The sequence below is a fragment of the Nocardioides sp. YJ-D4 genome, from assembly GCF_054031495.1.
Genome location: NZ_CM132932.1, coordinates 2,722,125 through 2,746,379, shown reverse-complemented (window position 1 = coordinate 2,746,379; position 24,255 = coordinate 2,722,125). Strand labels below are relative to the sequence as shown.

The window sequence follows — 24,255 nt, the reverse complement described above, 5'->3', positions numbered from 1 at the left end:
GAGGACGCTGGTGTTTCCGCTAGATCGGCCGGGGTGCAGGGATATCCGGTTAACCGGGTATTCCTGCACTTCTCAGGCATTGCAACACCCGAGAAGTGCAGGAAACACCGGAGAAGTCAGGCGTTCTCCTTGCGGAACGTAGAGATGCCCCACCAGACCGCGAGACCGAACAGGGCGACGGTCCAGCCGAGGCCCCAGCCGATGTCGGCCATCCCGAGGTCACCGAAGAACGAGGCTCGCACCGCGTCGACGACGTGCTTGGTCGGGATGACGTCGGCCAGCGCCTCGAGCCACTGGGCGCCGAAGCTCATCGGCAGGAAGATGCCCGAGAGCAGCAGGATCGGCATCAGCAGCATGTTGGTCACCGGCGCCATCACGTCCTCGCTCTTGACGAGCAGCGCGAACGCGTTGGAGGCGGCGGCTCCGGCGCCACCGATCATGACGGTGATCGCGATCCCGACGAGGATCCCCACCGGCCTGAAGTCCATGCCCATCACCAAACCGAGAGCGACCAGGATGATCGCCTGCACCAGGATCTGCAGCAGGTCACGGTAGAGGCGGCCGAACAGCAGCGCGCCGCGCGAGGCCGGGGTGACCCGCTCCGCCTCGATGACGCCCTCGCGCCACTCGCCGATCAGCGAGAAGCCGGCGAACATGGCACCGAAGATGCCGAGCTGGACGAGCATGCCGGGGACGAACCAGTTGTAGGCGTTGCCGCCGAGCTCCTCGATGAGAGGCTCGAGCAGCGGGCCGAAGAGCACCAGGTAGAGGATCGGCTGCATCACGCCGATCAGCACCCAGGCAGGGTTGCGGAGGTTCATCCGCAGCTGGCGGTTGAAGACGACCATCGACTCCCGGAAGAAGCCGGACTTGAGGACGGGCTGCTGGAACTCGGTCATCACTTGGCCTCCTGGTTCTCTTCGTCGCCCTCGGGGGCACCTGCGTCGGCATCGCGCAGCGATCGTCCGGTCAGCGTCAGGAAGACGTCGTCCAGCGTGGGACGGGCGACCTCGATCGACTCGAGCGAGACGCCGTTGGACTCCAGGTCGCGCAGCAGGCCGGGGACGGCCTTCCCGGCCCGCGGCACCCGGCCGCTGACCAGTCGCTCGTCGACCTCGATGGTCTCCGAGATCGAGCTGAGCTTGTCACGGGCGATCGCCACCTGCTCGTCGGTGGCGACCTCCAGGGAGACCAGGTCGCCGGAGACGGCGGCCTTGAGGTTCTCCGGGGTGTCGTTGGCGACGATGCGGCCCTGGTCGATGACCATGACCCGGTCGGCGAGGGTGTCGGCCTCGTCGAGGTAGTGGGTGGTCAGGAAGACCGTGGCCCCATGGTCCGTACGCAGCGAGGCGATGTGGTCCCACAGGTTGGCCCGCGCCTGCGGGTCGAGGCCGGTGGTCGGCTCGTCGAGGAAGACCAGCTTGGGGGCGTGGATCAGCGCCATCGCGATGTCGAGGCGGCGCTTCTGCCCGCCGGACATGTTGCGGGGCTTGCGGCGCCACAGCCCTTCGAGTTGAAGCCTCTCGAAGAGCGCCTGGCCGTGCGCGACCGCGTCCTTCTTGGACATCCCGTAGAGCATCCCGTGGTCGACGACCTCGTCACCGGCGTACGCACCCGAGAAGGTCGACCCGACCTGGGAGCAGTAGCCGATGCTTCGCCGGACGTCGACGGACTGCTTGGCCACGTCGAAGCCCGCCACCGTGGCGGTGCCTGCCGTGGGCTTGAGGAGGGTGGTGAGGATGCGCAGGGTGGTCGTCTTGCCGGCGCCGTTCGGGCCCAGGAAGCCGACCACCTCGCCCTCTTCGACGTCGAGGTCGACTCCGTCGACCGCGACGACTTCTTTCTTCTGCTTGCCATGACCGGAGGCGAAGGTGTGCCTCAGGCCGCGTGCGTGAATCATGTGTCACTCCCTTGTGCGTGCAAGTCCCAGACAAGCACGGACGACCGACGACAATCACCCGATTTACCCGGGTGTTCAAACTTGAATATCCTGAGTGTTCAATTTTGATCCCGAGATGTCAAACCGATTCGAGCGAGATCCGCGTCGGCTCAGCCGCGCAGCATCTCCCGGTAGCGCTTCCGGTCGGCGTCCATCTGCCAGCCCGGGTCGTCCTCGGCCGGTGTCCAGCCGGGAGCCTCGCCGGCGAAGGCGAGCTTGCCGCTGCGTACGTCGTCCAGGAGCTCCACCAGCCACGCCCGCTCGGAGCGGAGCTTGTCGAGCTGGAGGCGCAGCGCGGCACCGGTGTGGGGCGGCGCGACGTGGGTGTTGGCCCGGATCGCGGCGTCGAGCTCCTTGTCGGTGCGCTCCAGGGCCTGCAGGCGGACGCTCAGCTGCTGGATGACGGCGGGGCGCTCCAGCAGAGGCGCCAGCGAGAACGCGGCGTAGAAGGAGACGCCGTTGTAGACGTCGACGACCTGCAGCGAGCGGGTGATCAGGCGCTCCAGCTCGGCCCGGCCACTGGCGCTGATCTCGTAGACCGCGACCGTACGCCCGTTGTCGACCAGATCGTGCCTGGTCAGATGGCCCTTCTCGGTCAGCGAGCTGAGCGCGTGGTAGATCGAGCCCGGGTTGATGTTGGCCCACAGGTCGACCTGCCACGACATCAGCTCGCGCCGGATCTGGTAGCCGTTGACGGGCTCGAACAGCGCCACTGCTCCCAGCAGCAGCATCCGTGTGTCGTCTCCGGCCATGGGGAGATTCTAGGGGCGGCACGACCGGACCTCAGCGGGACGTCAGCTGCCACAGGTGCCCGTCCGGGTCCGCGACGACCGCACGGTATTCACCCCACGGGGCCGACTCCGGCTCGATCATGCCGCGGCCGAGAGCCGTCGCGGCCGCATAGCGCGCGTCGACATCGTCGCGCGAGCCGAGCTCGATGGTGACCAGGCACTGCCTCGGGCCCTCCGGGAGGCTCGCCGCGTCCATCGGCTCGTCCGCGAGCTGGCCGGTGACCCATTTGAACCCGCCGGTGGGGATCATCATCACCTCGCAGGAGTCCGACAGCGTCGCGCGAAGCGGTTCGGGGACCCCGTCGTCGGCGAGCTCGCCGGGGGTCTCGAGGCCGAGGCCGTCGCGGAGGAAGACATGGGACCGCGAGCGGTCTCGGGTGGGCAGGGCGATCGTCGTACGCATCCGGAGCTCCTCAGTGACAGCAGTGGTCGGCGGTGGGGGCGGTGTCGGATCCGAGGTCGTCGTCGCGTCCGGCTGCGAGCCGCGACCACTGCGCCGTCGGGCGACCGCTCACGCCGGCGCGGTGGTTGGTCGTCGGCGACTCCTCGCTGCGGAACTGGCTGCCGTCGATGCCGGTGCGCCGCGGCCAGCCCTCGGGTGAGTCCTCCCAGGTCTCCTGCCGTCCGAAGACGGTCATGTCCAGGATCCCGTACGACGGCGACATCGGCTCCACGCCACGTCCGGTGGTGCGGTAGGTCTCGAAGACGCGATCGCCGTCGCGCAGATAGCAGACCTTGCCGCCGAAGAACCCGCGGGCGTCGAGGACGTCCCACGACTCCTCGGGCACGGAGTACCACGGCATCTCCCACCCCATGAAGTCCCGGTAGCGAGAGCTCTCCGGGTAGGGCCCCTGGCAGAAGACCGCGTACGTCACCCCGCGCGAGTGCAGGTAGCCGAGCTCGCTCACGCCGCCGCTGAAGAACGTGCACCCCTCGCACTGGTCGGCGGCGGCATGGCCGGTGTGCCACATGTGGTAGCTCGCGAAGAGCTGCGTACGCCCCTCGAAGGCATCCAGCAGGCTGACCCGCCCGGCGCTGCCGACGAGCGGTGCGGCCGCGTCGACCTCGGTCATCGGGAGCCGTCGGCGGGCCGCGGCGAGGGCATCGCCCGCGCGGGTGTGCTCCTTCTCGCGGTCGAGGAGCGCGTCGCGCTCGTGCAGATAGGTCGTCCGGTCGACGACGGGCGGCAGTGGGGTCGTGGTCATGATGACTACGTTAAACATAGTTGATACTCTTGTGAAGAGAGTTTGGAGGATCGATGCCGAAGAAGCAGACGTACGCCGACCTGGGTGATGCCTGCGCGACCGCGCACGCCATGGATGTCATCGGTGACCGGTGGAGCATGGTGATCGCGCGCGAGCTGGTGCTCGGTCCGCGCCGGTTCGCCGACCTGGCCTCGGCCGTCGTCGGGATCACGCCCGCTGTGCTCACCTCCAGGCTGAAGGCGCTGCGGGACAGCGGCGTCGTCGAGCAGGCCCAGCTCGACGACCTCGGACGGACCCGCGTCTACCGGCTCACCGAGTGGGGGCAGGGGCTGGAGGACGTGATGCGGTCGCTCGGTCACTGGGCGCAGCGCTCGCCCGGCTTCCCGGTGGCGGAGGGGAGCATGACCCCCGACGGGGTGATCGTGGCGATGCGCACCATGGCCCCCTACGCGACGATGGCCGACTGGGGCGACGGCCCCGTCCGGATCGCGATCGAGCTGCACGACGAGCGGCGTCCCGCCGCGGGCGTACGCCGCTACCGGCTGCACTGGAACCAGGACCGTTTCGAGCTGACCGAAGGTGCGGACGAAGAGCCCGCGACGACGGTCTCCGGCGACTCGTCGGCCTGGGCGGACGTCGTCTTCGCCGGGAGTCCGGTCGGCTCGATGGCCGTCGCAGGCGACCGGCGAGCGGTGGAGCGGGTGGCTGCTGCGTACGCCGCGATCGGGTAGCGCCCCGTCATCGGGGTCGGCATTTCGACGGCACGCCGGGACCTCTGGCACTGACGACCCGTAGTTCGGGCTCACTACGCTCGATGGGATCGAATGACTCGGAGAGGATCGACGTGACCCTGAACCTGACATACGGGGACCTGGGAGACGCGTGTGCGGCCGCGCACGCACTGGACCTGATCGGCGACCGGTGGAGCCTGATCGTGGTGCGCGAGCTGATGTTCGGACCGCGTACGGCACGTGATCTGGAGTCCTCCGTGATCGGGGTCAGCACCGACGAGCTCAAGGATCGGCTGCAGTTCCTCGAGCACGCCGGCGTCGTGGTCGAGACCGAGCTCGGCTACATCACCAAGACGACGGCCTACGCCCTCACCCCGTGGGGCCGCGAGCTCGAGACGATCCTCGGGGCGCTCGGACGCTGGGCCCACGGCTCGACCCGCTTCCCGATCATGTCCGCCGGGATGACGCCCAGCGGCGTGATGGTGGCGATGCGCACCATGGTGCCCGCCGGCAGCGCGACGACCCCCGAGCCGATCAGCGTCGCCTGGGAGCTGACCGACGCCCGCCGTCCGGATGCCGACCCGCAGCAGTTCCGGCTCGTGTGGAAGGGCAACCAGTTCGACCTCGCCGAGGGCACGCTCGAGGACGCCGACGTGACCATCGCGGGCGACTCGACGGCGTGGACCGGTGTCGTGTTCATGGGCTTCCCCGTGGACGCCGCGATCGCCGAGGCCGGGCTGAAGGTCGAGGGTGACCGGGCCGCGCTGGACCGCGTGCTCGGGCTCTTCGCGAGCACGCTCGCCGAGGCCAGCTGAGGTACGTCGCTCGGCTCCGCCTCCGCTAGGAGGCGGGGTCGGCGCAGAAGGCGATCAGCTCGCCGCGCGCCTTGCCCTGCTCGATCCGCTGGCCGACGTCGAGCGGGACGTGCTTCAGCTCGCCGAGCGGGGAGCGGATGATGGCGCTCTGCCGGCGCCAGGGCGCGATCGTCGGAGGAGCCACGCAGTGGTGCTGCTCGAGCATCGCGGCGAGCTCGGGCTGCTCCCGCTTCGCCAGCGACCGGGGCTCGGACGGCGTGGTGATGGCAACCAGACAGAAGGCCGCCAGCGCGGTCAGCGCGCATACCTTCATGGCGACGACGACCAGCGTCAGATGTCGCGGAGTGTCCGAGTGCACGTCCTTCACAACGACGGATGGGGCCGACGGTGACGGCTGCGTCGGGCACTATGACGAATGTCCCACCCGGACACCGGGAGCAGACCAGGAGCAGAGTCGCTAGTGTCGCGTCATGCCTTCGCGTACGTCTTCCTGGTTCTCCTCGCCCGCCGAGGCCGTCACCCGTATGGGAGACGTCGGCTACCTCGCGGACGACTCGACCGCGCTGACGACCTACCTCGCGGGGGCGCTGGAGAAGCCGGTGCTCGTCGAAGGACCGGCCGGTGTGGGCAAGACCGAGCTGGCCAAGGCGATCACCCGCGCGACCGGGGCCGAGCTGGTCAGGCTGCAGTGCTACGAGGGCCTGGACGAGGCCAGGGCGCTGTACGAGTGGAACTACAAGAAGCAGCTGCTCCGCATCCAGGCCGCCAACGACGGCCAGGCGTGGGAGGAGACCCACGACGACATCTTCTCCGAAGAGTTCCTGCTGACCCGGCCGCTGCTGACCGCGATCCGCCGTGAGGAGCCGACGGTGCTGCTCATCGACGAGGTCGACAAGACCGACGTCGAGGTCGAGGGGCTGCTGCTCGAGGTGCTCTCCGACTTCCAGGTGACCATCCCCGAGCTCGGCACGATGGCCTCGACCCGCCGTCCGCTGGTCGTGCTCACCTCCAACGCCACCCGCGAGCTCTCCGAGGCTCTCAAGCGACGCTGCCTCTACCTCCACCTCGACTACCCCGACGCCGACCGGGAGCGCGAGATCGTGCTCTCCCAGGTGCCCGGGCTCGACGGCAAGGTGGCGCGTCAGCTCGTCTCCGTGGTCGGCCGGCTGCGCGAGCTGGAGCTCAAGAAGTCGCCCTCGATCGCCGAGTCGGTCGACTGGGCGCGCACCCTGATCGCGCTGGAGATCACCGACCTCTCCGACAAGGCCGTCTCCGACACCCTTGGCGTCGTCCTCAAGCACTCCTCCGACGTCGACCGTGCGGTCCGAGAGCTGCGGTTGAAGAGGTGACTCTCCTCGACCGGCACATCGAGTTCCTCGAAGCGCTTCGGGGAGCCGGGCTGCCGGTGTCGCTCTCCGAAGGTCTCGACGCGGTCACCGCCCTCGGCCTGATCGGGTGGAACGACCGTCAGCAGGTCAAGGAGACGTACGCCGCGACCCTGGTCAAGCGCGCCAACCAGCGAGCCACCTTCGACGGGCTCTTCGAGCTCTACTTCCCGCGGATGGTCGGCTCGGGGATGGACGCCGAGGCCGAGGCCGCCGGTGTGGCGAAGGACGGGCCCGAGGCGCTCTCCGAGTTCACCTCGCGGCTGAGCGAGGCGCTCGAGGCCGACGACGTCGAGATGCTCCGGCAGCTGGCCGCCGAGGCGGTGGCGCGCTTCGGCGCGATGCCCGGTCGTGGGCCCGGGCTGAGCTCGTGGTCGTCCTACACCGCGCTACGCCGCCTCTCGACCGACGAGCTCACCTCGAGGCTCATCGAGGGACTCCAGCAGGGCGGCTGGACCGAGGAGGAGGCGGCACGCGTCGGGACCCGGCGCGTGGATCGGTTCAGCGGGCTCGTCGAGGCCGACGCCCGCCGCCGGATCGCGGAGGAGAAGGGCCCCGAGCAGATCGCCAAGATCGCCGTACGCCCCACCATCGAGAAGCTCGACTTCCTGCACGCGCGGCGGGCCGACCTCGAGGCGCTCCGACGCGAGATCTACCCGCTGGCGCGGCGGCTGGCGACGCGGCTCACCCAGGAGCATCACGCGCGCCGGCGAGGAGCGGTGGATCTGCGGCGTACGCTCCGGTCCTCGATGTCCACCGGCGGGGTCCCCGTCGACCTGCGCTTCCGGCCCAAGCGGCCGCACCGCACCGAGCTGGTGATCCTGTGCGACGTGTCGGGGTCGGTGTCCAACTTCGCGACCTTCACGCTGATGCTCGTCTTCGCGCTGCGCGAGCAGTTCGGCAAGGTGCGCGCGTTCACCTTCGTCGACGAGATCCACGAGGTCACGTCCTACTTCAAGCCCGGCGCCGACCTGGTCGACACGATGACCGAGCTGACGAAGGCGACCGAGCACGCGGCCCGGATGGGGCGCACCAACTACGGCCGGGCCTTCTCCCTCTTCCAGGAGCGGCACGCCGACGCGCTCAACCCCAAGTCGTCGCTGCTGATCCTCGGCGACGCCCGGTCCAACTACTCCGACCTCGCCGTCGACTCGCTGCGCGCGATGGCCGACGCGAGCAGACACGCCCACTGGCTCAACCCCGAGGTCCGTACGCAGTGGGACACCGGTGACTCCGAGGCGACGCGCTACGGCTCGATCATCGAGATGCGGGAGTGCCGCAACCTCACCCAGCTCTCCGAGTTCGTCCACGACCTGGCCTGAGGTCGGGCCATTTTCGGGGCCGGGCTCACTGCAGCTTGAGGTCGAGCCCGTAGACGATCCGGTCGGCGACGCCGACGGAGTCGGTCACGCACACGACCCGGTCGTCGGCGAGGAACCGGCGTCGGTCGGAGAGGACCGGGGTGCCGTCGGGGATCTGCAGGTCGAAGGTCTCCTGCGGCGTCGGCATCCGCGACTCGATGTCCATCGCCACCGTGGTGACCTTCACGCCGACCGTGGCAAGCAGGTCCGTGATCGGAGGCTGCGGCCACTCGTCGGACGGGGTGGCCAGCGGGGTGTCGATGACCAGCGGATAGGGGATGTAGGCCGTGGTGCGGTATTCGGCGGTGTCGTCGCCGCTGATGTAGAAGGTGAAGGTGGTGCTGAGCAGCTCGCTCCGGGGATCGATCTCGAAGGCCGCTCCCAGCTTCTCCCCGGCCGCGATCACCTCGTAGCTGTGCTCGACCGCGAGGCCGTCGTCCGGGCCGCGCGGAGGCTGGTTGTAGGCCGCGTCCGGCTTCGCCGGGTGGCTCCTGTCCGTGATCAGCATGCTCATCAGGTCGTAGCGGGTCTTGGTGGCGTCGCGTACGAAGACACCACGGCCCTGCTCGCTGGTGATCAGGCCTTCGTTGCGCAACACCGCCAGGCCCCGCCGGATCGTGGCGCGGTCGTAGGGGAAGGTGTCCATCAGCTCGGGCTCGGTCGGTAGACGCTCGCCGGGCTGGTAGGTGCCGTCGTCGATCTGGGCCCGCAGATAGTCGGCCACGTGAAGGTATTTCGGCAGGCCGCGCGGACGGGGGTTACTCATGGGAGAACACGTTACTGAGGCGTACAGATCCCGAATAGCCGCATAGCCCCACCCTTTCCGCCTTGACCCGTTGCAATGAGTGGACATATGGTCGAACGCGTCTCGGGGCGTTGGGCGGCATGGCCCAGCTGTGACACCGGCGTCTCGAGGCACTCAACGACGAGAACCATCGACATTCCTTGGGGGGAATTCGTGTTCGTAGACGACAGACTCAGCATGGGGCCCAGCGAGAGGCCGCCGGTCCTGTCCAAGGACCCGCTGGTCTACCGGACCGACCGTGGGAGCTTCTGGCACCTTCGCTCGGGCAAGAGGAGCAACGGGTACGTCATGACCGTGTGCGGCCGGCGGCTGGGGACGTGGCACGTGCTGCCGCCACGCAGGCTCAGCAAGGTCGCGCCCAACCAGGTCTGCGTCGGGTGCCTGCGCAAGACGCCGATCGGTGAGGTGAAGCGCCCGAGAGGGTCAGGCGACCTCGAGCAGGCTGAGGTCGGTGAGCCACTCGACCGGCGCGACGTCATCGGTGTAGACCGTCCCGCCCCGGATGCCCGGCTCGAGCCGGGCGGCGGAGTCGGTGAGGGTGTCGGCGAGGTCGGCGGGCTGCGACTCGGCGGTGGCGGTGAGGTTGGCGGCCGGATCGGCTTCCGGATCGACGGTCGCGATCAGGTGGGTGTTGGTCGGGCCGGAGTCCGACCGCCACACGGCCTCGCCGAACGAGGTCCGCAGCGTTGCGGTGAGGACCTTCTCCAGCGCTGTCGAGCCCTCCGGGTGGGCTGAGTTCACGACGAGCACCCCGCCCGGGTTCAGGTGGGACTTCGCCAACGCGAAGAACTCCTTCGTGGTCAGGTAGAACGGGATGTAGGGCTGGTGGTAGGCGTCGACCATGATCGCGTCGTACTTCCGGGTCTGCTTCTGCAGCCACGGGCGGGCGTCGGCGGTGTGGAGGTGGAGGTTCGGCTGGTCCTCGAGGTCGAAGAGCTTCTGGCCGACCTCGGTGATGTCCTCGTCGATCTCGACGGCGTCCACCCGGGTCTCGGGGGCGAAGTGACCGAACTGGCGCGCGGTCGTCCCGGCGGCCGAGCCCAGGATCGCCACCGACTTCGGGGCCTCCGCGCCGGCGTACGACAGCGAGAGCATCTCGTCCCAGTAGGCGCCGGTGAGCCACTCGCCCTTGTTGTAGACGGAGTGCACGGCGTGGCCCTCGTTGAGCTCGAGGTAGCGGCTGCCGTCGTCGTACTCGACCACGCGGGCGTACTGGTATTCCGTCTCCTTCTCCCAGATCACCTCGCCGCCGTTGCTGGTCAGCGTCTTGATCGAGCCGGTCGGCAGGGCGATCAGGGCGAGGATCACCGCCGGCACGACTGCGGCCGGCAGCCGGCGCTTGACCAGGTGCGGGATCGCGCAGATCGCCATCAGGAGAGCGAAGATCAGGAACGTACGCCGCGTCCCGACGACCGGAATGAGCAGCAGCGAGGCGGCGAAGGTGCCGACCAGGGAGCCGACCGTCGAGATCGCGTAGAGGCGCCCAGCAGCGTGGCCGGCGTCCTCGACGGCTTCGACGGTCAGCCGGACGGCGTACGGGCTGACGATGCCGAGCAGGAAGAGCGGGATCGCGAGCAGCACGCCGACCCCGACCAGCGAGCCGGCGAACGTCGCGATGCTGAGCTGGTCGACCGCCTTGACCGCGAGCGGGAGGAACGGGTCGGCGATGAACGGCACCGCGGCCAGCAGGGCGGCGGCCACGAGCACGATCTTGGCCAGGCCGGAGGGGTGCGGGTTCCGGTCGGCGATCCGGCCGCCGACGGAGTAGCCGATCGCGAGCGCGACCAGCACTGTGGCGATCGTGTTGGCCCACACGATGGTCGAGTCGCCGAACCACGGAGCGAGCAGCCGAGCCGCGGCCATCTCAGACCCCAAGGTGCCGGCACCGACGGTGAAGACGAGAAGCTCAAGCGCACGCGCACGCAGTTTCATGGAGGTGAACCTATCCGGCTGCTCCAACGTCTGCACACGAGGCCGGTTCTGGCCCGCGTCGGGCCTTGATCCGGTCGAGCACGGCGGGCTGTCCGAGGAGTACGCCACCGAGCACCAACGCCATCCCGAGCCCGCTGATCGGGGTGAGGTGTTCGCCCGCGAAGGCGAGTCCGATCAGGATCCCGGCGACCGGGTTGAGCAGCCCGGCCAGCGACACCGCGGCGGCGGGAAGGCGTCGGGCGCCGCGGAACCAGACGGCGTACGCGACGACCGTGCCGGCGATGCCGATGTAGGCGTAGCCCCCGACCGCCGGCAGGTCGATCGGCGGGGGCGGGCCCTCGACGAGGAGGGCCACCGGGGCGAGCGCGAGACCACCCAGGACGAGCTGCCAGGCGGTGAAGGTGAGCAGTCCGACCGGCGGCTGCCAGACCTTGACGAGGATGAAGCCGGTGGAGAAGACGGCGACCGAGGCGAAGGCGGCCAGGACGCCGATCAGGTCGAGGCTCGCGCCGCCACGGAGCACCAGCAGGGCCACGCCGATGGCGCCGACGACGCCGGCCGCGAGCGATCCGGCCCGCGGCCGCTCTCCGGCGAAGGCCCAGGCCAGCAGCATCACCACGATCGGCGAGACCGCGGTCAGGGTGGCGGCGAGGCCGCCGGGAAGCCGGTAGGCGGCGACGAAGACGAGGGCGAAGAACGCCCCGAAGTTGAGCAGCCCGAGTGCTGCCGTACGCCACCACCAGGAGCCATGGAGCAGGCCCGGCCGGAGCGCCAGGAGCAGCAGGCCGAAGGGCAGGGCCCGGACCACGGCTCCGAACAGCGGCCGGTCCGGCGGCAGGAACGTCGCGGTGACGAAGTAGCCCGACCCCCATGCCACCGGGGCGATCGCGGTCAGCGCGAGCGTCACGAATCTACTTTCCACGGAAGGAATAATGTCTTCCTCGTCAGATATATTCCACTGTCATGGCAGACCACGTCTCGACCGTGATGGCGCAGTGGGAGCGCGAGCGCCCCGACCTCGACGTCACCCCGCAGGCCGTCATCGCCCGGCTGCACCGCCTCGCACTGCGTCTCACCGACGAGCTGGTCAGCGTCTATGCCCAGCACGGACTGGGCGAGGGCGAGTTCGACGTCCTGGCGACGCTGCGACGGCAAGGCGCTCCGTACGCCCTGACTCCGAAGGAGCTCGGCGAGCAGACGATGGTCTCCTCGGGAGCGGTCACCAAGCGCGTCGACCGCTGCCTGGCTCAGGGCTGGGTCAGCCGGGACCGCCGGGACGAGGACGGTCGCGGGCGCCGGGTCGCGCTGACCGAGCGTGGGCGCGAGCTGATCGACGCGGCCTTCACCGACCACATCGCCAACGAGCACCGCCTGCTCGCCGTCTTCACCGCGGCCGAGCGGCGGTCGCTCGCCCGGCTGCTCGAGAAGTGGGCCGAGCAGACCGGGGCTTGAGGTTGCCCCAAGGGGAAGCACCAATCTGCTTCCTCCGGTGACCTTCACCGGGGAGGATGGTGACCATGAGCGAGCGTCAGCGAGCGACCACAAGGCTCAGGCGACCGCTCTCGTATGTTGGCGCTTGCGCCACGGGAGCGGTCGCATGAGCGGCCTGGAGGGGCTTGTGAACATCGGCGACTTCGCCCGGGCGACCGGGCTGACGCCGAAGGCGCTGAGGTTGTATGACGACCTCGGTCTGCTGCTTCCTGCCGAGGTCGACGCGGTCTCGGGCTACCGTCGCTACGGGCCTGACCAGGTGGAACGCGCACGTCTGGTGGCCGCGCTGCGCCTGGTCGGGATGCCGCTGGCTCGGATCCGGGAGGTCGTCGACATGCCCGCCGCGCTCGCGGCGGTCGAGGTCGAGACGTACTGGCGCCAGGTCGAGGCCGACACGTCCACGCGCCGCAGAATGGTCTCCGTCCTCGTCCACCGATTGAGGAGCGAGGCACGTCAGATGACTACTTCAACCGAGACCCTGAACGTCGAGTTCGGCGTCAGCCACGAGACAGGTGGCCGATCCAGCCAGCAGGACGCCGTCCTGGTCACCCCCGAGCTGATCGCCGTCGCGGACGGATTTGGTGAGCGCGACGATCTCGCCGGGGCGACCCTGACGGCGTACGCCGCCGGCGGGCTGCGGTCGGCCATCCAGGAGGTGTTCGCGGAGGTGCCGAAGTCGGGCACCACCCTGACCGCCGTCGATCTGCACGGCTCGACCGCGCGGATCACCCACATCGGCGATGCCCGGGTCTTCCTGGTGCGGGACGGAGACGTACGCCAGGTGACCCACGACCACACGGTCGTCGCCGCCATGGTCGAGGCCGGCCAGCTGACCGCCGACGAGGCTCGCTCCCACGAGCACCGGGCCCTGCTCAACCGCGCCTTGGTTCCCGGCGTCGTCGCCGACGAGATGTCGCTCGAGCTGCTGCCCGGGGACCGGCTGGTGCTGACCACCGACGGCGTCCACTCCTACGTGGACGACCTGACTCCGCTGATCACCGCCGAGGCCGGTCCGCAGGCGGTCGCCGACGCCGTGGCCGCCGCTGTCGTCGCCGCCGGAGAGCCGGACAACCACACCATCGTGGCCGCCGACCTGACCTGACTTCTCAGGTTCTTCCTGCACTTCTCTGGCAATGCAACGCCTGAGAAGTGCAGGGATACCCGGTTAACCGGGTATCCCGACCCCCGGGCGCCCGCTCAGAACCACCGCGACCACCAGCGCCGCCGCGCCGCCGGCGCCTCGTCCAGCTCGGCGGCAGCGGCGGCGAACGAGTCGCGCAGGGAGGGGTAGACGAGCTCGATCTCGGGGTGCTCGACGAGCGTCTGGGCGATCCGGCGGGTGAGCCGCTTGCCGACGGTGGCGATGTGGCGTACGACGGCGTCGACCTCGTCGTCGGTGAGCTGTTGCGGGTGGAAGGGCTTCGGCGGCTTCTCCCGCAGCAGCTCCCGCATGGGCTCGAGGGAGTCGATGTCGTACCTCAGTGCCAGAGCGTGCAGCTCGTCGTCGGCGATCTTCCGGAGCCGCTCGTGGTCGGCGGGAGGCACCAGGGTGTAGGTCGTCGGCCCGAGGGGGCAGGACTGCAGGTGCACGTCGAGCCGCTCCTGCAGCTGCGGCCCGAGCGGGAGGACGTTGAGCGCACGCTTGATCTCGAGCGCGTGCAGCGAGTAGGAGAGGTTGACCTGCCTCAAGGACAGGTCGCCGAGCTCGGCGGTGTCGATGGCGGCGGTGTCGAGCAGGTCGGTGAGCAGGTTGCCGCCGACGAAGAGCTCGGGCAGGTAGGGCCGGAGGACGAGCCGGGAGCGCACCGCCTCGGAGCCGAGCGCGTTGTAGAGGTGCTGGTGACCCAGCCAGCCGCCGTACGCCTCAGGCGACGCCACGAACGGCTCGACGTGCCCGAGCCGCTTGACCCGCTGGTTGTAGTCGGACTCCAGGAACGCGAGGGGATCGCGGACGTACAGGACGAACCGGGCCTGCGGCGGCAGCAGCTCGGCGATCCCGGGCAGCTCGGGGAGGAACGCCTCGGAGGAGAGCAGCAGGGTGTGGCATCCGCTGTCCTCGAACTGCTCGAGCGTCCTGGCGATCTCGTGGGACGAGGCCACGAAGAGGTGGCCCGAGCGCTCCATGAGGGAGCCGGCGTTGCCGGCGCTGATGCCGTTCCTGTCGATGGTGTGCTGTGGGTAGAAGATGCCGGCCTTCGCGAGCTTCTCCGTGTTGGCATGGAAGAACGCCTGGACCGCGGACGTGCCCGTCTTGGGGAGGCCGGCATGGACGACGATGGACTTCACAAGGACCGATCAGGTAGGCGTCAGAGTGCCCTCCGCGATCGACTGGCCGTGTCCGAGGACAGGTGTGGTCGGGGATGGTGCCGAGGGCGACCTACACCGTATCGATTCACGTCATCGAGGCAAGCCCACAGCTCAGCCGAGGTATCCCAGACTGCGGATCCGTCCGATCTCGTCACGGAGCTCGCCGTGGGCGGCGTTGTCCGCAGCCCGCCCGCCGGCGACGTAGTGGCTCTCCTCTGCCGTGGTGCCGTCGTAGACGACCGTGAAACGGTGTCCGACCCCCGCGTTGATGAGCCCGCCGAGGAGCGCGACCGGGTCGGAGCGGTCCTCCAGCGACAGCACTCGCGTGGACTCCGGAACCCGCGGCGCTGCCGCGCCAGGAGCACCCACGGTGACCACCTGGTCCACGACGTACGCACCCCCGGCCGCCGCCGCGATCGCGGCCGCCGCGGTGCCTCCGGCCGCGGCGCCGACGAGCATCACGTGGGAGTCGGCCTCGACCGCCGCCTCGATGGTCCTCGACGCAGTGGCGATGTAGTCGGAGAGGTCACCGGAGACGAGCCGCAGGCGCCGGCTGCCGGCGTACGGACCCGGCAGGTAGGCGATGTAGCGGCCCGGTGCCGTCTTCTGGACCGCGACACCGGTCTCGGTGGCTTCGAGGGTGCGGATCAGCTCCTCGATGCTGGCCGGGGTGGCGGCGTTGACGTCGCCGGCCGCGGTGTCCTCCTCGGTGGAGGCCAGCGCGCCACCGATGTCGCGCAGTGCGTGCCCGGCGTCGGTCGAGAACGCGTCGATCCCGGCGGCGCGCAGCGCGCCCGCGGTGGCCGCCCCGGCGTCGTCCCCGCGCGGGAAGTCGGCGGTGAGCAGCGAGCGCAGCTCGAGCGACTCGAGCAGCCCGCCGCCGGTGGCGATGTGGTCCATCAGCTCGGGATGACCCTGGGCGAGCTCGCCGAGATAGGCGGTGACGCCCTCACGGTCGAGCGCGTCGGTCTCGATCAGGCCGGCGGACAGCAGCGACCCACCGAGCTCGACCTCGGGGGCGAGGTAGTCGAGCGCGTTGGCCGCGATGGCGCCCAGCTTGCTGCGGGCAGCGGCCTGGAGCTCGTCGATCCAGCGGTAGGTCTGTACGGTCGCCCGCACCGAGAGCGCATCGGCCTCGAGCGCCTGGCCGAGTCCGAGGACGCCACCCTTCTCGGAGGTTGCGGCCCGGATCTCCTCCTCGGCCGGCTCCCAGGTCTTCGCGGAGAGCTCGGCGGAGGAGGTGACATCGTCGTCGGCCAGGATCGCATGCCCGAGCTCGGCCCACTCGCGCAGCTGCGCGCCGGCATCGCCGATGGAGCCGGCCAGGCCGAGGATCTGCTCGTACTTGTCCTCCGGGCCCGCGGGCGGCGGCACCGAGTCGGGGGCGCCACCCGGGAGCGGTCCCAGGCGGTTGATCGGATCGTTGGACGAAGGACTCATCGAGCCACCTCCGCGAGAACAGGGGCAAGGTCTGCGGCGAGCTCGGACGGCTCGACACTGGTGATCAGCAGGGTCAGCTCCCCATCGAGCGACACCGTACGCATCGAACGCCAGCCGTCGTTGACCAGCGTCCAGGAGACCGTGCCGATCAGCGGGTTCTCCGGGTCGGCGGTGGTCGCGACGATGGCGCGCAGCCGGCCGTGGGCCTCGTTGGACAGCGCCTCGAGGGCCCGCGAGACGACGACGTCGCCCTCGGTCAGCACCGGCACCAGGTCGCCACGCCCGGTGCGCAGCGCCTCGAAGACAGCGTCCGCGGTCGCGAACGGGACCTCCAGCTGCTCGGGCACCGCCGAGGCCAGCAGGGCGGTGTCACTCGGCAGCGTCGCGGTGCGGCCGAGCTCGGTCGACCAGGCCGCCGAGGGATACCAGGAGAGCTCGAAGACGAGCCCGTCCACGGTGGCCAGTGAGGCGGCTGCCTCACCCTTCTGCCGGTGCCAGGCGCGGCCACGGAGGCCGTCGACGACGACATCGAGGTCGATGACCACCTCCGGGGTCGCCAGCAGCCCCAGCGCGCCGGCGATCCCGGCGTCGAGGGTCCTGTCGGCGTCGAGGAGATCGCGGCGCTGCAGCGAGGTGCTGCCCTCGCCGAAGCCGGCGACGGCGCGGGCCAGGGCCTCGGCCTCGGCAGCCGAGCGGGTCTGCCCCAAGCGGGCGTCGAGCCCGTCATCGCGGTGCGTCGCGACCTCGAACGGGAGCGGGGCCCCGATGGTCTCGCAGGCATGGGTCAGCTCGGGCAGGGTCAGGCCGACGCGGCGGGGCACACCCGCCCACGGCTCTGTCGGCGCCGCCGGAGCGGGGCCTAGGTCGATCGTGGTCATCGGAAGGTGACCTCCAGCCAGTCCTTGTGGCCCGGCTCAGGGGCCTCGAATCCGTCGAGCTTGTCCTCGGCGAGCAACGCCTCGGCGCGTGCCTCTGCCTCGGCGATCTGCTCCTTGAACAGGTCGACCTGATTGAGGTGCTTGGCCAGGGCGTCGGCTGCCCGATCATGCTTCTCGGCCGAGCTCCGCAGCGCGGTGGCACGCTCCTTCATCCGCCCACGGAGGGACTCGGCAGCCCGGCCGTGCCAAGGCACCGCCTCGGCCTGCACCACCAGCTTGTCGGCACTCGCGCGGATGTCGCCCGCCTGCTCTCGCAGACTGCTCACCCGACGACGGATCACGTCGCTGTCGCCGTACATATCCCTCCTCGGACAGGTCTCTGTGATGGTCCTACCCCGCTGGAGCGGTTCTAAACGTAAAATCGTGAACTTTCTCAAATTCGCTCGCGACGCCCTATCGCAGGACGGTGGAGAGGCGGTCGAGGCCCTGCTCGATCTCGGCGGCGGAGCCGGCGAAGGAGAGACGTACGAAGCGGTGTCCGTCGACCGGGTCGAAGTCGACGCCGGGAGCCATCGCGACGCCCGTGCGGTCGAGGATCTGGTGGCACCAGGCCATGGTGTCGTCGGTCCAGCGGCTGACGTCGGCGTAGACGTAGAAGGCGCCGTCGGCCGGGGCCATCTCGGTGACCCCGAGGGAACGGAGGCCGTCGAGGAGCACCCCGCGGTTGGTCGCGTAGCGGGTCACGTGACCGTCGAGCTCGGCGTACGCGTCCGGGGTGAACGCCGCCACCGCGGCATGCTGGGCGAGGGTCGGCGGGCAGATGGTGAAGTTGCCGACCAGGACGTCGATCGCGCGTCGCAGGTGGGCGGGCGCGAGCAGCCAGCCGATGCGCCAGCCCGTCATCGAGAAGTACTTCGAGAACGAGCCGAACACGACCGCGTCGCGCGAGGTCTCCCAGGCGCTGCGGCCCCGGCTGCCGTCCCCGCCGTAGGTCAGCCCGTGGTAGATCTCGTCCGAGATCAGCTGGATCCCGGCCTCCTCGCAGTAGCGAGCCAGCGCGGCCAGCTCCTCGGGCAGCAGCATCGTGCCGGTCGGGTTGGCCGGACTGGCGACCACGAGCCCCTTCAGCCCGACGCGCTCGTGCAGCTCCCGCACCTGCTCCACGGTCGGCTGGAAGCGCTCGGCCGCACCTGTCGGGATCTCCACGACCTCGCACCCGAGTGCCGCGAGCACGTTGCGGTAGCAGGGATAGGACGGCCGGGCCATGGCCACCCGGTCCCCGGTGTCGAACGCAGCCAGGAACGACGCCAGGAAGCCGCCGCTCGCGCCCGTGGTCACGATGACGTCCTCGGGGGAGACGTCGATCCCGTGCCATGCCCGATGGTGCCCCGCGATCGCCTGGCGCAGCTCGAGGATCCCCGTCGCCGGCGTATAGCCCAGCGGGTCACCGCTCTGCAGCAGCCGCACCGCCTCGGCGCTGACCGCCTGCGGCGCTCCTGTGGAGGGCTGCCCCGAGGTGAGCGAGATGAGATCGCCGTACGTCCGCTGCCGCTGCGCCGCTCGCTCGAGCATGTCCATCACGTGAAAAGGAGGCACGTTCGCGCGTTGGGCGACAGTCAGACGGTCCATGGGAGCAAACATTAGGATGCAGATCCATAGGTCGGAGGGGGGCCCGGCACACATGAGTTTCGACGTCCACCAGTTCGACCTGTTCGTGCTGATCGGCTCGCTGGTCACGCTCCTGGCGATCCTCGCGGTGCGGATGTCGACGAAGGCGGGGCTCCCGTCGCTGCTGATCTACCTGCTGATGGGCGTCCTGCTCGGTGAGTCGGTGCTCGGGATCCGGTTCGACGATGCCGCGCTCGCGCACGCCGTCGGCTTCGGAGCGTTGGCGCTGATCCTGGCCGAAGGTGGTCTGACGACGTCGTGGAAGGACGTACGTCCCGCCTTCGGGCTCGGGCTGATGCTGGCCACGGTCGGGGTGGTGATCTCGATCGGGATCGTCGCGGTGGGCGCGCACTACCTGCTCGGGCTCTCCTGGCAGCTGGCGTTCCTGCTGGGGGCGGTGACCTCGCCGACCGACGCGGCGGCGGTGTTCTCGGTGCTGCGGGTGGTGCCCCTGCCCAAGAGGCTGACCGGTGTCCTCGAGGCGGAGTCGGGGCTCAACGACGCCCCGACCGTGGTGATCGTGACGCTGATTGCCAGTGGGGCGATCGCTGAGCACCATCCGGTCGTGGTGGCCGGGATCGTGGTCGGCGAGCTGCTGCTGGGCATCGTGGTCGGCCTGCTCGTCGGGTTCGGTGGAGCGTGGCTGATGCGGAGGGCCGCGCTGCCCTCCGCCGGTCTCTATCCGCTGGCGGTGATGACGCTGGCCTTCCTGGCCTACGGCGGAGCGGCGTGGCTGCACGGGTCAGGCTTCGCGGCGATCTACGTGGCCGCACTCCTGCTCGGCAACTCCGACCTGCCCCACCGCGGCGCCACCCGGTCCTTCGCCGAGGGGGTCGCCTGGCTGGCCCAGATCGGGCTCTTCGTGATGCTCGGTCTGCTGTTGTCCCCGGGACGTATCGACCTCCAGACGATCGGCCTCGCGCTCGCCGCCGGCCTGATCCTGACCTTCATCGCGCGGCCCACATCCGTGCTGGTCAGCACGGTGGTCTCCCGGATGACGTGGCGGGAGACCGTGTTCGTCTCCTGGGCGGGGTTGCGTGGCGCGGTGCCGGTCGTGCTCACCACCATCCCCCTGGCCGCGGGTGTCGACGGCGCCGAGGACCTCTTCGACCTGGTCTTCGTGATGGTCGTCGTCTACACGCTGCTGACCGGCCCGACGCTGCCGTGGGTCGCCCGCGTGCTCGGGGTCGCTCGCCCCAACGACCCGCGCTCGCTTGACCTCGACGTGGCGCCGCTGGAGCAGATCGCGGCGGACCTGATCCAGCTCCGGATCCCGCCCGAGTCGCGCCTGCACGGCGTCGAGGTCAGCGAGCTCCGGCTGCCCACGGGGTCGTCGGTGTCGCTGCTGATCCGCGACGGACGGACCCTGGTTCCGGAGGAGACCACGGTCCTCCGTGCCCGTGACGTCGTCCTGGTCGTCGTGCCCCGCCACCAGCGTGAGCTCGCGGAACGGCGCCTCGAGATGGTCAGCCGGAAGGGCCGGCTCGCGGGCTGGCTGCGCTGAGCTGCGGTACGACTTATTCGACCGGAGGGCTGCAGATCGTGGCGTCCGCCTTGGCGGTGACGGTCTTGTCGCCGCCGGTGACCTTGGGGAAGTTCTCGCCGGTCACGACCACGATGCCCGGGATGTCCGACTTGGTCTCCACGATCTTCGCGTCACCGAGCCAGCTCGCGACGAGCGCGGCCGAGGGAGCGTTCTTGTCGGGCGTCCACACCTCGACGGTCTTCAGCTTCGTGCCGCTGGGCGCGTTGCCGGTCCGACCCTTGACGAAGCCCTCATCGACGAGGTCTGTCATCGCCCGGGTGGCGAGACCCGCCCGGGTGCTCGCGTTGAGCACGGTCACGACCACCTGCGACGGATAGACCTCGGAGCCCTTCTTGACCGGGGTGTCGACGCACGGCCCGACTTCGACCTTCTGCGGGAAGGGTGCGGTCATCGCCTTCCATCCCCAGGCGCCGGCCAGAGCGACCGCGGCCGCGAGGACGGCGAGGATGATGAACGTACGAACTCCCGTGAGGGCCGAATCGAGCATGACGCCGAGCCTAACCGCTCGGAACGCGCTAACCGAGGCTGTGCACGCGGGCGTGCAGCACGTTGCGCTGCTGGAGCGCCGCGCGGAGCGCCCGGTGGAGCCCGTCCTCGAGGTAGAGCTCGCCGTTCCACTCCACCACGTGGGCGAAGAGGTCGCCGAAGAACGTCGAGTCCTCGTTGAGCAGAGCCACCAGCTGGAGGGTGTCCTTCGTGGTCACCAGCTCGTCGAGGCGGACCGTCCGAGGAGGCAGCGCAGCCCACCCCTTGGTCGTCAGACCATGGTCAGGGTAGGGGCGAGAATCGCCGACACGCTTGAAGATCACCCTCGTGACTGTATCGCCCCCCGACCAAATCCCAACATAGAGTCCTGGTCATGACGGATGCTGCTGCTCTCTCAGAAGCGGTCGGGCCCGGCTACCAATTCGAGGGTTCCGCCCTCGAGCTCGGGGGCCTGATGGCGGACGCTGAGACGTTGTTGGAGACGCCGATTCGCATTCCTTTGGGGATGCTGAACCGGCATGGGCTGGTCGCCGGGGCGACCGGCACGGGCAAGACGAAGACCCTGCAGCTGCTCGCCGAGCAGCTCTCCGCAGCCGGGGTCCCGGTGTTCGCAGCCGATATCAAAGGCGACCTCTCCGGTCTGTCCGTGCCGGGCGAGTCCAGCGAGAAGCTGACCGCACGGGCGGCATCGGTCGGGCAGGCGTGGCAGGCGCGCGGGTTCCCGGTCGAGTTCTTCGCGCTCGGCGGCGAGGGCACCGGCATCCCGGTCCGGGTCACGGTCGACGCCTTCGGTCCGACGCTCCTCTCCAAGGTCCTCGATCTCAACGAGACCCAGGAGTCCTCGCTCGGTCTGGTCTTCCACTACGCCGAGAAGGCCGGACTGAAGCTGGTCGGCCTCGACGACCTGCGGGCGGTGCTGCAGTGGCTGGTCTCCGACGAGGGCAAGGCCGATCTCAAGGGCCTGGGCGGCCTCTCGTCGGCGACGACGGGGGTGATCCTGCGTACGCTCATCGCGTTCGCCGACCAGGGCGCGGACGAGTTCTTCGGTGAGCCGGCCTTCGCCGTCACGGATTTCGTACGCAACGACGGGGACGCCGGGATCATCTCGCTGTTGGAGCTGCCCAACCTGCAGGACCGGCCGGCGATCTTCTCGACCTTCCTGATGTGGCTGCTCGCCGAGCTCTTCCGGGCGCTGCCCGAGGTCGGTGACGTCGACAAGCCCAAGCTGGTCTTCTTCTTCGACGAGGCGCACCTGCTCTTCAACGACGCCTCCGACGCGTTCCTCGACCAGATCACCAACACGGTCCGGCTGATCCGCTCCAAGGGTGTCGGTGTCTTCTTCGTGACCCAGAAGCCGACCGACGTCCCCGACGACGTGCTCGGTCAGCTCGGCTCGCGCATCCAGCACCAGCTGCGGGTCGCCACGCCCAACGACGCCAAGGCCCTCAAGGCCAGCGTCAACACCTATCCGACCTCCTCCTACGACGACCTCGGCGCGGTCATCCAGACGCTCGGCATCGGCGAGGCGATCGTGACCGTCATGAACGAGCGCGGCGCACCGACGCCGGTCGCCTGGACGCGGCTGCGCGCCCCCGAGTCGCTGATGGCGCCTGCGGACGCCGCCGCGATGGAAGCCGCCGTCGCGGCGTCGCCGCTGGCGGCGAAGTACACCGCGTCCGTCGAGGTCGAGTCGGCCGCCGACCAGCTCAAGGCGAAGACGGACGCGGCAGCGGCCGCACGCGCGGCCGAGGCGGAGGAGAAGGCGGCCAAGAAGACCGCCCCGAAGAAGTCCTCCGGGTCCCGATCGCGGTCGCGTGACGACGACGACTCGATGATCGAGACGGTGGTGAAGTCGACCGCCTTCAAGCAGGCCGCGCGCACCGCCGCGAGGGAGCTCGTCAGGGGAATCTTCAAACGCCGCTGAGGCTCCTCGGTATCTGATTGGCTCGAGCATGGGCAGACTCCTTATCGTCTGCTCATGCCCGACCTTCTCCTCCGGAACGTACGTATCGTTCCGCTCTCACCCCAGGCGACCGTGCCTGCCGGGGTGGTTGACGTTCTCGTCGCCGACGGTGTCGTGTCGGCGGTCGGAGAAGGCCTGTCCCGACCGGACGGTGTCGAGGCGTACGACGCCGGTGGGCGCTGGCTCGTGCCGGGTCTGTGGGACGCCCACACCCACCTCGGCCAGTGGACGCTGAAGGCCAGCAGGCTGGACCTGCACGGCACCCGTTCGCCCGCCGAGGCGCTGGCGCGGGTCGCCGCGGCCGCGCGCGAGGTCGGGCCGGGTGAGGCGATCGTCGGGATGGGGCACTCGGCCGGCACCTGGGACCGCTGGGGCACCGTCTCCGAGCTCGACTCGGTCACCGGTGGCATCCCCGCGATCCTGGTCAACCACGACTTCCATCACGCCTGGCTGAACACCGCCGCGCTCGACGCCGTGGACCTGCCGCGCCGGGAGGACATGGTGGAGGAGACGGAGTGGTTCGAGACGTACCCGCGGGTTGCGGAGCTCTTCGAGTCCAACGGGAGCACACCGGCCGCCTACCGCCGGATGCTGGCCCGGACCGCCGCACTCGGGGTGGTCGGGATGACCGACTTCGAGGTCGGCATCCGGCTCGACGACTGGCGCTCGCGGTGGGCGGCCGGCTGCGACCTGCTGCGGATCCGGGTCGCGACGTACGCCGACCAGCTCGACGAGGCGATCGCCGAGGGGCTGCGTACGGGGGACCGGCTGCTCCCCGGCGAGGACCGGCTGACGATGGGACCGCTCAAGATCATCAGCGACGGCTCCCTGGGCACGCGCACGGCGTGGTGCTGCGACCCGTACGCCGACGACCCCGACAGCTGCGGAGCGCCGAACCAGTCACTGGACGAGCTGCAGGGACTCCTTGGGAAGGCGCACGCTGCCGGTCTCGAGGTGGCCACGCACGCGATCGGTGACCGAGCGGTGTCGGAGGCACTGGCGGCGTACGCGACGACGGGGGCGCGCGGAAGCATCGAGCACGCCCAGCTCGTACGTCGCGAGGATCTGCCGCTGATGGCTCGGCTCGGGATTACCGCATCGGTGCAGCCGGCGCACATCCTCGACGACCGCGAGATGACCGAGGACGTCTGGCCGGGGCGGGAGGACCGCTGCTTCGCGACCCGCTGGATGCTCGACGAAGGAGTGCGGGTCGCGCTCGGGTCGGATGCTCCGGTCGCGCCGCTCGATCCGTGGCTGGCCATCGCGGCCGCCGTCGGCCGCTCGCGGGACGGCAAGCAGCCGTGGCACCCGGAGCAGGCACTCACCGTCCAGGAGGCGTTGGCGGCGTCGGTCGACGGTCAGCCCACGGTCGCTCCCGGATCACGCGGCGACCTGGCCGTGCTCGACATCGACCCGCTCCGAGCCTCGGTCGGGGATCTCGCCGCGATCGCTCACGGTGGGGTCGTGCTGACCACGGTCAGCGGCCGGATCGTCCACCGCAGCTCCTAGCCG

Annotated in this window: 25 protein-coding genes; 9 read left to right on the top strand and 16 right to left on the bottom strand. The window is 69.8% G+C overall.

Annotated elements, in window-relative coordinates:
- Window positions 1-116 precede the first annotated feature (116 nt).
- The 5 genes from ACW14X_RS13095 to ACW14X_RS13075 form a co-directional block, all read right to left on the bottom strand.
- The gene (locus tag ACW14X_RS13095) at window positions 117-899 is read right to left on the bottom strand and encodes an ABC transporter permease (RefSeq protein WP_350719258.1); all 783 of its coding nucleotides are present in this window, start codon (window positions 897-899) and stop codon (window positions 117-119) included.
- Entirely contained in the window at window positions 899-1,900 is a 1,002-nt protein-coding gene (locus ACW14X_RS13090) for an ATP-binding cassette domain-containing protein (protein ID WP_160025840.1), read from the bottom strand. Before ACW14X_RS13090 ends, ACW14X_RS13095 begins: the two co-directional genes overlap by 1 nt.
- Window positions 1,901-2,049: 149 nt before the next feature.
- Entirely contained in the window at window positions 2,050-2,691 is a 642-nt protein-coding gene (locus ACW14X_RS13085) for a PadR family transcriptional regulator (protein ID WP_350719256.1), read from the bottom strand.
- Between the two features lie 31 nt (window positions 2,692-2,722).
- Window positions 2,723-3,133: a VOC family protein gene (locus ACW14X_RS13080; protein WP_160025839.1), complete on the bottom strand. Its 411-nt coding sequence runs from the start codon at window positions 3,131-3,133 to the stop codon at window positions 2,723-2,725.
- 10 nt (window positions 3,134-3,143) lie between these two features.
- Entirely contained in the window at window positions 3,144-3,935 is a 792-nt protein-coding gene (locus tag ACW14X_RS13075; RefSeq protein WP_457165854.1) for a DUF899 family protein, read from the bottom strand.
- Between the two features lie 53 nt (window positions 3,936-3,988).
- On the opposite strand from ACW14X_RS13075, the gene ACW14X_RS13070 reads away from it, so the two are divergent.
- Together ACW14X_RS13070 and ACW14X_RS13065 are read left to right on the top strand one after the other, a co-directional pair.
- Window positions 3,989-4,666, top strand: a complete 678-nt coding sequence (locus ACW14X_RS13070; protein WP_457165853.1) for a winged helix-turn-helix transcriptional regulator — start codon at window positions 3,989-3,991, stop codon at window positions 4,664-4,666.
- A gap of 113 nt (window positions 4,667-4,779) precedes the next feature.
- A complete protein-coding gene (locus tag ACW14X_RS13065; protein WP_160025836.1) occupies window positions 4,780-5,481 on the top strand; it encodes a winged helix-turn-helix transcriptional regulator in 702 nt (233 codons plus the stop codon).
- A gap of 25 nt (window positions 5,482-5,506) precedes the next feature.
- Here the strand turns inward: ACW14X_RS13065 and ACW14X_RS13060 are convergent, their stop codons facing one another.
- On the bottom strand, window positions 5,507-5,839 hold the full coding sequence (locus tag ACW14X_RS13060) for a hypothetical protein (RefSeq protein ID WP_160025835.1): 333 nt from the start codon (window positions 5,837-5,839) through the stop codon (window positions 5,507-5,509).
- Window positions 5,840-5,951: 112 nt separating this feature from the next.
- On the opposite strand from ACW14X_RS13060, the gene ACW14X_RS13055 reads away from it, so the two are divergent.
- On the top strand, window positions 5,952-6,830 hold the full coding sequence (locus ACW14X_RS13055) for an AAA family ATPase (protein ID WP_160025834.1): 879 nt from the start codon (window positions 5,952-5,954) through the stop codon (window positions 6,828-6,830).
- Complete coding sequence (locus ACW14X_RS13050) at window positions 6,827-8,188, top strand: vWA domain-containing protein (RefSeq protein WP_457165852.1); 1,362 nt, start codon at window positions 6,827-6,829, stop codon at window positions 8,186-8,188. Before ACW14X_RS13055 ends, ACW14X_RS13050 begins: the two co-directional genes overlap by 4 nt.
- A 25-nt stretch (window positions 8,189-8,213) precedes the next feature.
- On the opposite strand, the gene ACW14X_RS13045 is transcribed toward ACW14X_RS13050, so the two are convergent.
- The 3 genes from ACW14X_RS13045 to ACW14X_RS13035 form a co-directional block, all read right to left on the bottom strand.
- Window positions 8,214-8,993, bottom strand: coding sequence for a GntR family transcriptional regulator (locus tag ACW14X_RS13045; protein WP_160025832.1), 780 nt, complete (start codon window positions 8,991-8,993; stop codon window positions 8,214-8,216).
- Between the two features lie 462 nt (window positions 8,994-9,455).
- Complete coding sequence (locus tag ACW14X_RS13040; RefSeq protein ID WP_350843398.1) at window positions 9,456-10,964, bottom strand: spermidine synthase; 1,509 nt, start codon at window positions 10,962-10,964, stop codon at window positions 9,456-9,458.
- 10 nt (window positions 10,965-10,974) lie between these two features.
- A complete protein-coding gene (locus ACW14X_RS13035; RefSeq protein ID WP_457165851.1) occupies window positions 10,975-11,871 on the bottom strand; it encodes a DMT family transporter in 897 nt (298 codons plus the stop codon).
- 56 nt (window positions 11,872-11,927) lie between these two features.
- Here ACW14X_RS13035 and ACW14X_RS13030 point away from each other — a divergent pair, with 56 nt between their 5' ends.
- Window positions 11,928-12,416: a MarR family winged helix-turn-helix transcriptional regulator gene (locus tag ACW14X_RS13030; RefSeq protein WP_160025830.1), complete on the top strand. Its 489-nt coding sequence runs from the start codon at window positions 11,928-11,930 to the stop codon at window positions 12,414-12,416.
- A 145-nt stretch (window positions 12,417-12,561) separates the two neighbouring features.
- The gene (locus ACW14X_RS13025; RefSeq protein ID WP_457165850.1) at window positions 12,562-13,557 is read left to right on the top strand and encodes a MerR family transcriptional regulator; all 996 of its coding nucleotides are present in this window, start codon (window positions 12,562-12,564) and stop codon (window positions 13,555-13,557) included.
- A 95-nt stretch (window positions 13,558-13,652) separates the two neighbouring features.
- Here ACW14X_RS13025 and ACW14X_RS13020 read toward each other — a convergent pair whose 3' ends face one another.
- The 5 genes from ACW14X_RS13020 to ACW14X_RS13000 form a co-directional block, all read right to left on the bottom strand.
- Window positions 13,653-14,741 (bottom strand): hypothetical protein, encoded by a 1,089-nt coding sequence (locus ACW14X_RS13020; protein ID WP_457165849.1) that lies wholly within the window; start codon window positions 14,739-14,741, stop codon window positions 13,653-13,655.
- Between the two features lie 132 nt (window positions 14,742-14,873).
- On the bottom strand, window positions 14,874-16,202 hold the full coding sequence (locus ACW14X_RS13015; RefSeq protein ID WP_457165848.1) for a hypothetical protein: 1,329 nt from the start codon (window positions 16,200-16,202) through the stop codon (window positions 14,874-14,876).
- Complete coding sequence (locus ACW14X_RS13010; RefSeq protein WP_457165847.1) at window positions 16,199-17,080, bottom strand: hypothetical protein; 882 nt, start codon at window positions 17,078-17,080, stop codon at window positions 16,199-16,201. The genes ACW14X_RS13015 and ACW14X_RS13010 overlap by 4 nt, the downstream gene beginning before the upstream one ends.
- Entirely contained in the window at window positions 17,077-17,406 is a 330-nt protein-coding gene (locus ACW14X_RS13005; RefSeq protein WP_350843389.1) for a hypothetical protein, read from the bottom strand. Before ACW14X_RS13005 ends, ACW14X_RS13010 begins: the two co-directional genes overlap by 4 nt.
- A gap of 127 nt (window positions 17,407-17,533) precedes the next feature.
- The gene (locus ACW14X_RS13000) at window positions 17,534-18,709 is read right to left on the bottom strand and encodes a pyridoxal phosphate-dependent aminotransferase (protein WP_350843387.1); all 1,176 of its coding nucleotides are present in this window, start codon (window positions 18,707-18,709) and stop codon (window positions 17,534-17,536) included.
- A gap of 52 nt (window positions 18,710-18,761) precedes the next feature.
- Here ACW14X_RS13000 and ACW14X_RS12995 point away from each other — a divergent pair, with 52 nt between their 5' ends.
- Window positions 18,762-20,252 (top strand): potassium/proton antiporter, encoded by a 1,491-nt coding sequence (locus ACW14X_RS12995; RefSeq protein WP_201451162.1) that lies wholly within the window; start codon window positions 18,762-18,764, stop codon window positions 20,250-20,252.
- A gap of 13 nt (window positions 20,253-20,265) precedes the next feature.
- On the opposite strand, the gene ACW14X_RS12990 is transcribed toward ACW14X_RS12995, so the two are convergent.
- Entirely contained in the window at window positions 20,266-20,781 is a 516-nt protein-coding gene (locus ACW14X_RS12990; RefSeq protein WP_160025822.1) for a LytR C-terminal domain-containing protein, read from the bottom strand.
- A 28-nt stretch (window positions 20,782-20,809) separates the two neighbouring features.
- Window positions 20,810-21,103 carry a type II toxin-antitoxin system VapB family antitoxin gene (locus ACW14X_RS12985; RefSeq protein ID WP_045551249.1) on the bottom strand — a complete coding sequence of 98 codons (294 nt, stop codon included), beginning with the start codon at window positions 21,101-21,103 and terminating at the stop codon, window positions 20,810-20,812.
- Window positions 21,104-21,153: 50 nt separating this feature from the next.
- Between ACW14X_RS12985 and ACW14X_RS12980 the strand changes: the two genes are divergently transcribed.
- Both ACW14X_RS12980 and ACW14X_RS12975 read left to right on the top strand, forming a co-directional pair.
- The gene (locus ACW14X_RS12980; RefSeq protein ID WP_457165846.1) at window positions 21,154-22,704 is read left to right on the top strand and encodes a helicase HerA-like domain-containing protein; all 1,551 of its coding nucleotides are present in this window, start codon (window positions 21,154-21,156) and stop codon (window positions 22,702-22,704) included.
- A 54-nt stretch (window positions 22,705-22,758) separates the two neighbouring features.
- Window positions 22,759-24,252, top strand: a complete 1,494-nt coding sequence (locus tag ACW14X_RS12975; protein WP_457165845.1) for an amidohydrolase — start codon at window positions 22,759-22,761, stop codon at window positions 24,250-24,252.
- Window positions 24,253-24,255: the final 3 nt, after the last annotated feature.

Coding starts and splice junctions, on each gene's coding strand:
- ACW14X_RS13095 (WP_350719258.1), bottom strand. CDS start 899: ATGACCGAGTTCCAGCAGCCCGTCCTCAAGTCCGGCTTCTTCCGGGAG.
- ACW14X_RS13090 (WP_160025840.1), bottom strand. CDS start 1,900: ATGATTCACGCACGCGGCCTGAGGCACACCTTCGCCTCCGGTCATGGC.
- ACW14X_RS13085 (WP_350719256.1), bottom strand. CDS start 2,691: ATGGCCGGAGACGACACACGGATGCTGCTGCTGGGAGCAGTGGCGCTG.
- ACW14X_RS13080 (WP_160025839.1), bottom strand. CDS start 3,133: ATGCGTACGACGATCGCCCTGCCCACCCGAGACCGCTCGCGGTCCCAT.
- ACW14X_RS13075 (WP_457165854.1), bottom strand. CDS start 3,935: ATGACCACGACCCCACTGCCGCCCGTCGTCGACCGGACGACCTATCTG.
- ACW14X_RS13070 (WP_457165853.1), top strand. CDS start 3,989: ATGCCGAAGAAGCAGACGTACGCCGACCTGGGTGATGCCTGCGCGACC.
- ACW14X_RS13055 (WP_160025834.1), top strand. CDS start 5,952: ATGCCTTCGCGTACGTCTTCCTGGTTCTCCTCGCCCGCCGAGGCCGTC.
- ACW14X_RS13045 (WP_160025832.1), bottom strand. CDS start 8,993: ATGAGTAACCCCCGTCCGCGCGGCCTGCCGAAATACCTTCACGTGGCC.
- ACW14X_RS13040 (WP_350843398.1), bottom strand. CDS start 10,964: ATGAAACTGCGTGCGCGTGCGCTTGAGCTTCTCGTCTTCACCGTCGGT.
- ACW14X_RS13030 (WP_160025830.1), top strand. CDS start 11,928: ATGGCAGACCACGTCTCGACCGTGATGGCGCAGTGGGAGCGCGAGCGC.
- ACW14X_RS13025 (WP_457165850.1), top strand. CDS start 12,562: ATGAGCGGCCTGGAGGGGCTTGTGAACATCGGCGACTTCGCCCGGGCG.
- ACW14X_RS13015 (WP_457165848.1), bottom strand. CDS start 16,202: ATGAGTCCTTCGTCCAACGATCCGATCAACCGCCTGGGACCGCTCCCG.
- ACW14X_RS13010 (WP_457165847.1), bottom strand. CDS start 17,080: ATGACCACGATCGACCTAGGCCCCGCTCCGGCGGCGCCGACAGAGCCG.
- ACW14X_RS13000 (WP_350843387.1), bottom strand. CDS start 18,709: ATGGACCGTCTGACTGTCGCCCAACGCGCGAACGTGCCTCCTTTTCAC.
- ACW14X_RS12995 (WP_201451162.1), top strand. CDS start 18,762: ATGAGTTTCGACGTCCACCAGTTCGACCTGTTCGTGCTGATCGGCTCG.
- ACW14X_RS12990 (WP_160025822.1), bottom strand. CDS start 20,781: ATGCTCGATTCGGCCCTCACGGGAGTTCGTACGTTCATCATCCTCGCC.
- ACW14X_RS12980 (WP_457165846.1), top strand. CDS start 21,154: ATGACGGATGCTGCTGCTCTCTCAGAAGCGGTCGGGCCCGGCTACCAA.
- ACW14X_RS12975 (WP_457165845.1), top strand. CDS start 22,759: ATGCCCGACCTTCTCCTCCGGAACGTACGTATCGTTCCGCTCTCACCC.